8 protein-coding genes are annotated in these 6622 nt (G+C 31.5%); 7 read left to right on the forward strand and 1 reads right to left on the reverse strand.

What is annotated here, in order from left to right; all coding sequences use genetic code 11:
- The 5 genes from RYL55_RS07975 to RYL55_RS07995 all read left to right on the forward strand — a co-directional run.
- A partial coding sequence (locus RYL55_RS07975; RefSeq protein ID WP_315008503.1) for a MucBP domain-containing protein occupies positions 1–668 on the forward strand: 668 nt, incomplete at its 5' end.
- A gap of 165 nt (positions 669–833) precedes the next feature.
- Positions 834–2213 carry an MATE family efflux transporter gene (locus RYL55_RS07980; RefSeq protein WP_315008505.1) on the forward strand — a complete coding sequence of 460 codons (1380 nt, stop codon included), beginning with the start codon at positions 834–836 and terminating at the stop codon, positions 2211–2213.
- A 76-nt stretch (positions 2214–2289) separates the two neighbouring features.
- Positions 2290–2562 carry a UPF0223 family protein gene (locus RYL55_RS07985; RefSeq protein ID WP_314077522.1) on the forward strand — a complete coding sequence of 91 codons (273 nt, stop codon included), beginning with the start codon at positions 2290–2292 and terminating at the stop codon, positions 2560–2562.
- A gap of 14 nt (positions 2563–2576) precedes the next feature.
- Positions 2577–3356 (forward strand): inositol monophosphatase family protein, encoded by a 780-nt coding sequence (locus RYL55_RS07990; protein WP_315008507.1) that lies wholly within the window; start codon positions 2577–2579, stop codon positions 3354–3356.
- 49 nt (positions 3357–3405) lie between these two features.
- Positions 3406–3948: a TIGR00730 family Rossman fold protein gene (locus tag RYL55_RS07995; RefSeq protein ID WP_315008510.1), complete on the forward strand. Its 543-nt coding sequence runs from the start codon at positions 3406–3408 to the stop codon at positions 3946–3948.
- 371 nt (positions 3949–4319) lie between these two features.
- On the opposite strand, the gene RYL55_RS08000 is transcribed toward RYL55_RS07995, so the two are convergent.
- Positions 4320–5327, reverse strand: a complete 1008-nt coding sequence (locus RYL55_RS08000; protein WP_315008512.1) for a DUF3800 domain-containing protein — start codon at positions 5325–5327, stop codon at positions 4320–4322.
- Positions 5328–5583: 256 nt separating this feature from the next.
- Between RYL55_RS08000 and RYL55_RS08005 the strand changes: the two genes are divergently transcribed.
- On the forward strand, positions 5584–6012 hold the full coding sequence (locus RYL55_RS08005) for a hypothetical protein (protein ID WP_315008514.1): 429 nt from the start codon (positions 5584–5586) through the stop codon (positions 6010–6012).
- A gap of 73 nt (positions 6013–6085) precedes the next feature.
- On the forward strand, positions 6086–6616 hold the full coding sequence (locus RYL55_RS08010; RefSeq protein ID WP_315008516.1) for a DUF1697 domain-containing protein: 531 nt from the start codon (positions 6086–6088) through the stop codon (positions 6614–6616).
- Positions 6617–6622: the final 6 nt, after the last annotated feature.

A 6622-nucleotide genomic window follows, 5' to 3' on the forward strand; every position in this document is an offset into this window, starting at 1 on the left:
ATGGTAAAGAAATTAAATCACCAGAAAAAGGAAGAACGGATAAGAAAGATATTCCTGAATATACTTTCAAAGAAACGAAGAAAGATGTAAATGGTAATACAGTACATGTATATACTAAGAAATCTTCTTCAACACCTGTTACACCAACACCATCAACACCAAGTAAGGAAAAGGATTCATTAACAATTTGGAAAGATGGAGACGGTAATAACATTAAATCACCAGAACAAGGTAAGAAAGAACCTTTAACAATTGATGGTTATATCTATGAACGTAGTGAAGTAGATAAAGATGGAAATACAGTTCATATCTATCGTAAAGTAAGTTCAGAAACTCCTGTAGTGAATGAAAAAGAAACTTTATTTGTAGATGCAAACGGTAAGCCTCTTCAACCAGCTAAGAAGGGTCAACATCCGCATGAAACTATTCCAGGATATGAATTTGTTCGCACTGAAACAGATGCAAATGGCAATGTACGTCATGTATATCGTCCAGTTGCGCAGTCTCAAGCGACAGTGAACCCATCACCAACTGTAGAACAACGTAAGAATGAATTACCAAATACAGGTACTGGAGATGAATTAGCAATCTTTGGAGCAGCAGCGGCTTCAATTCTTGCTGGATTAGGTATTGCAATTCCAGGTAAGAAAAAAGAAGAAGAGAAATAATCTTACTGATTAAAAAGTGAAAAGAAATTTTCTTCTTTAAAGAAACACAATGAAGTAGGAAACGGCAAATGCTGTTTCCTACTTTTCGTTTCAATAGATATCTGTTGCACATCAACTCTAATGGGTATAGAATAGAGAGTACTTTTGAAAAGAAGGAGAGATGGCATGGAAGAAGGGTTAAATCAGAATGTTAGTAAAACAGAGTTAAGAATGAATATTTTTCATATTGTATGGCCTGTTTTTATTGAAGTGTTATTAAGCTCTTTATTTGGAATGGTCGATATGATGATGGTAGGGCGTATTCCAGAACATGCAGCTCAAGCAGTATCTGCTGTTGGGATGACGAATCAACCCGTATTTTTAGGATTAAGTTTTGTGCAAGCGTTGAATGTTGGAGGAACAGCCATCATCGCTCGTTATTATGGAGCGAAAAAATATAAAAATATTAGTCTAGTCTTAAAACATGTCATGTTACTAGCAATGGTAGGATTTGTTATTCCTATTTCAGTGTTGATGTTTGTATTAGCGCCTAATGTGTTATCTTTTTTAGGAGCGGATGCTTCTGTTATTGAAGTTGGGTCAGGATATTTTAGGGTGATTATGATTGGTTTTATTTTCCAATCCTTTTCGTTTACGGTAACAGCTGCTTTACGTGGGATTGGTGAAACAAAAATTCCGATGAGTAATAATCTAATTGCAAATAGTTTAAATGTACTTGGAAATGCTGTGTTAATTTATGGTTTATTTGGCTTCCCAGTACTTGGAGTAACTGGAGCGGCTATTTCAACAGCGTTAAGTAATGTGATTGCGATGTCGTTAAACTTGCGGTATGTATTGTCTAAGAAGAGTGTTTTATATTTAGATTTAAAAGAAAAATTTGAATTTCGTTTTGAAATGATGAAAGATTTAATCCGAATTGGATTGCCGACTGCTTTAGAACAATTAGCATTAAGAGTTGGGATTATTTCATTTTTAAATATTGTTTCGGGATTAGGGACAAATGTTTATGCAGCTCATCAAATTTCATTAAATATTTTAAATCTAACGTATTCACCTGCTCAAGCTTTTGGGATAACGGCTTCTACTTTGATGGGGCAATCTCTTGGAGCAAAAAATGAACAATTAGCAAGAATGTATACGAGAATGTGTCAACGAATTGGTTTTATGATAGCAATCGGGATGTCACTGTTTATCTTTTTTGGTTCGCAAACTTTGACAGAATTTTATTCTACAGAGCCTGAAATTATTCGAAATACCATGATTGCCTTAACGATTGTGGCATTCGTTCAACCGTTCCAAAGTCATCAATTAATTACTTCTGGTGCATTAAGGGGAGCAGGGGATACTGTTTGGCCATTAATTGCCATTTTTGTGGGGTCAATTGTGATTCGGGTAAGTTTAGGATTTGTTTTTGTAAATCTCCTAGGCTTAGGTTTAGCAGGAGCTTGGTATGCAGTATTTATTGACCAATTTATTCGTTGGCTCATTATATTATTTAGATTTAAGTCAGGGAAATGGAAAAATATTCGTATTAACTTAGATTAGTAAATGAAGGATATGCCTTTTTATTTTATCGAAAAAGGTGTATACTTAGCAGTGTACTTTTTGAGGAGGGACTTATTTGGCAAATTATAGTTATCCATTAGACTTGGATTGGACTCACCAAGAAATGTCAACGGTTATTGCATTATGGAATGCAGTTGAAGATGCTTATGAGCGTGGAATTGAAACAGAATTATTTATCAAACGATATAAGGATTTCAAAACAATTGTAAAAAGTATTGGTGAAGAAAAAAGACTTGGTAAAGAATTTGAAGCTGTTTCTGGATATAGTTTATACCGTGTCGTTCAAATGAGTAAAAATGCTTCAAAAAGAATCAAAATGGAACAATAGAAAGGATGTTAGTTATGGATTTATTGGCAACACATTTATTAGTCAATGATTGGATTATGGAGGCTGGAAATAAAATTCGTCATAGCTTTGGTGAATCAATTACAGTAGATACAAAATCTAGTCGTAATGACTTAGTAACAAATGTTGATAAAGAAATCGAGCAATTTTTAATTGCAAAAATTCGTGAACAATTCCCAACACATAAAATTATGGGAGAAGAAGGATTCGGTGACGAATTAACTTCAATGGACGGATATGTATGGTTAATTGATCCAATCGATGGCACATTAAACTTTGTAAAACGTCAAGAAGATTTTGGAATCATGGTCGCTTTATATAAAGATGGCGTTGGTTTATTAGGGTATATTTATGATGTCATGCGTGACCGCTTTGTTTATGGTATTAAAGACTACGGTGCTTATTGCAATGGACGTCGTTTATCTAAACCTGAAGTTCATAGCATTGGTGATAGCTCGATTAACGTGAATGGATTTATGTTATTAGAAGCAAATGAAAAAGAAGCATCAATGATTCGTAAAGCAATGGTCACTCGTACTTATGGAGCTTCTTCAATTGAACATATCCAAGTAGTATTAGGTAAATCTGTTGCTTATGTATCAACATTATTAGCACCATGGGATATTGCTCCTGGTATGGTAATTGCAAAAGAATTAGATTTACACTATAGTACAGTAGATGGAAAAGAAGTAGACTTCTTAGTACCAAACAAAAAGACTACAGGGGTTATCTGTTCAAAAGATATTGCTGAAGAAATTATTGCAGCATTTAAATAATCATAATAGAGTCGTAAGATTTTACGGCTCTTATTTATAAGGAGAAGTTATGAATATTGCAGTCTATTGCGCCGCTAGTCAGAGTAGTCTTAGTTTTGCTGAAAAAACTGAAGAACTAGGACTTTGGATAGCGAATATGAATCACACACTTGTTTACGGTGGAGGAAATACTGGCTTAATGGGAGTGATTGCAACTTCTGTTATGAATGCAGGTGGACAAGTCATTGGCGTCATGCCACAGTTTTTTGTAGAGCGAGAAATTGCTAAAAAAGATATTACAAAACTTCATATTGTTGAAACGATGTCAGAACGTAAAAACAAAATGATTGAATTAAGTGAAGCGTATATTGCACTTCCTGGAGGTCCAGGAACATTAGAAGAAATAGCAGAAGTTGTTTCATGGGTAAGAGTCGGTCAAACGAATGGAATTTGTATTTTCTACAATATGGAAGGCTATTATGACCATTTAGAATCGTTTTTTAATCATATGGTGACGACAAATCTATTAAGCAAGGAAGATAGAAAGCAAATCTATTTTGTAAAATCACTAGAAGAAATTGAAAAATTAATCGAAAACTACGAAAAGCGTTAGAGGAGAGTCTGACGCTTTTTAATATGGTTCTATCATTTATAGGGTTAATAGGGAATCCTATTTTAGTGTATGCAAAAAGGATGAAAACAAAAAAAGGAGCAGATTTATCATGCTCCTTCTTTTTATCTTAGCCAGCCTCCCAACAGTGGGGAAGAAAGCTTCAAATAATAACTGCAAACCAGCCTCCCGACAGTGGGGAAGAAAGTAGACAGTCAAACAATTTCTAGCAACATTATTTTATTATCTTTTTTTGAAAATGTCAATTGATTGAATCAAACTATATACTATGTGTCAAACACAAGTAAAAATGTCCCAAGTAATTTTCTTCATTCATTAAATGTAACTATACACAGATTCCTTTGATGGGAGCTTTATTTTAAATATTTATTTCTATCTTTGAACTCCAATTGACTCAAATGCCCTAGAAATAAATCTACTAATGAATTATTCAATACTCTATCCGGACTATATGGATTTTGAAGATTATTTTTCAGGAGATGAACTCGTGTTTTTTTATCTAAATCATCTAAAGCCATTAAATCAGATTGAAATTTCAGATAAAATTCCTGAACAGCAAGCATATCTGTATAATCATTTTTATTACAAAAAACTAAAAATAGATTCAAAATAGTAGCTACTTCTAATTTGTTAAGATAATCCATATCAGAACTGTCCCAAGTAAATATAGAAATCATTTTATCCAAAAGACTAAAATTATCATTACTCAATAAAAGTCTATAAATAAAATCTCGCTTACTAATACTCTGATAAGATTTCAAGTTCTTATAATTTTCTTCAAGTAGATACACAACTATTCCCAGAATAACATCTAACAACTGAATGATTCTAGAATTTTTAGAGTTAATTCCAATAACAGAGTTAACATGGTAACTTTTTCCTCTATACAGCGAATGAGCATTCATCTGATCTGATATTTTTTCAAAAACACCTAGAGTTCGATATTCTGTACTATCATCCATAACAATATCCAAACCATCAATCTGTTTATCATCCCTAACTAAACCATAAAAAAGACGTTCAGGTATTTTTACATAAAAATACTTTCTCAATTCTATTTCTGAAAACTTTAATGTTTTCCCTAATTGAAAAAAATGTTCATTATTCAAGCGATATATGTTAATTTTGATATTAGAGCAAGAAAGAAAAAAATTAAATACTTGGAAGTATTTCTTAATATCTGAAGGTTGATAATCCACAAAATGTAACTCTGAAGGTCTATTTAGCTTATCTAGTATTTGTTCAATCTGCGATTCGATTTTATCTAATTCTGTTTCTTCAATTGAGATTGCTCCATAATAGGAGTATTTTGTTTTGCGATCGATTTTCTTAGATTCATCGAAATAAATTTTATATTTCATACACCATCTAATCCTTTGTTCTTAATGATATTATATTTCCCGAATTGAGAATAAACTTTCAATTTATCTATATTTTAACGGAAAAAAATATGGAAAACAATTAAGAAAGTAAGCGGTTTAAAAAATAATACATAATCCTTAGAATACTTTTTAATATTTACTTAAAATGTGAGAATTATCCATTTCTTGAACAATTTAGAGATTATAATTGTGAGAGAAGGTATATTTTTTTCGGTGTAAAAGAGGTGAATATTCAATGAAAAAAAGTATTATTCTTATATTGATATTAGTTACTTGTATTTTTGCGTTTAATCATTTTGACCAGAACAATAGAAATGAGCTTTCTGAATTAGGGACTCATGTCCAAAATATAAAATTGGAGTATAAAAGTAAGAGGGGATTTGGGAATGACCGATTTGATATTTACTCCTATTCTTTAGATGGGGAAGTTAACTTTAATAACGAGTATGCTAATCTTGAAGAGATTTATCAACAAGAATTTAGAAATATCCTAAATACAGAAAGTAAAAAGAATCTAGAATTAAAAGAAAAACAAAATCAAATAGAGAATCTGTTAAAGGAGAAACGTTTTATTTATAAATACGTTGTCCTAAAAGGTACTAAAAAATTGTATTTGTATGATACGGTATCAAACAAAGGATATTGTTTGATATTAACAATTTGATATTTGTCGTATAATCATTAAAGTGATTGTAAAATGATTAAATGAAGGAGATTTTATAGTGAGATACATCCTTTTGTTACGTGGAATAAATGTTGGTGGTAAGAATAAAGTAGTAATGAGTGAACTGAAAGCATTATTAGAAGGGTTAAATTTTCAAAATGTTCATTCATATATTAATAGTGGTAATTTATTTTTTAGCAGTGGTGATACATACGATACTTGTATTTGCAAAATTAAAGATTTGCTAGAAAGTCATTATGAGTTTTCAATTCCTTTTGCTTTACTAACAAAAGAAGAATATTTAAAAGAAAAAGAAAGCTTACCAGAGTGGTGGAATGAAAAGTTGGCAAGAAGAGATGTATTATTCTTTTCTTATCAGTTAGATAAAAGCTCGATACTAGAGTTTCTTAATAAGGTAAACTTTCATAATGAGGTAGTATATATAGGAAATCATGCTGTGTTTTGGGGGAAATTTGATGAAGTAGAGTATTTAAAAACAACTTACCATAAACAGTTATTAAAGCAAAATTTTTATAAAATGATTACGATTCGAAATGGAAACACGTTTGAAAAAATAGCTCAAATTCTAGAAGCTGAAAAATAGTTCTAA

Source organism: uncultured Granulicatella sp. (genome assembly GCF_963515615.1).
Classification (GTDB): Bacteria; Bacillota; Bacilli; order Lactobacillales; family Aerococcaceae; genus Granulicatella.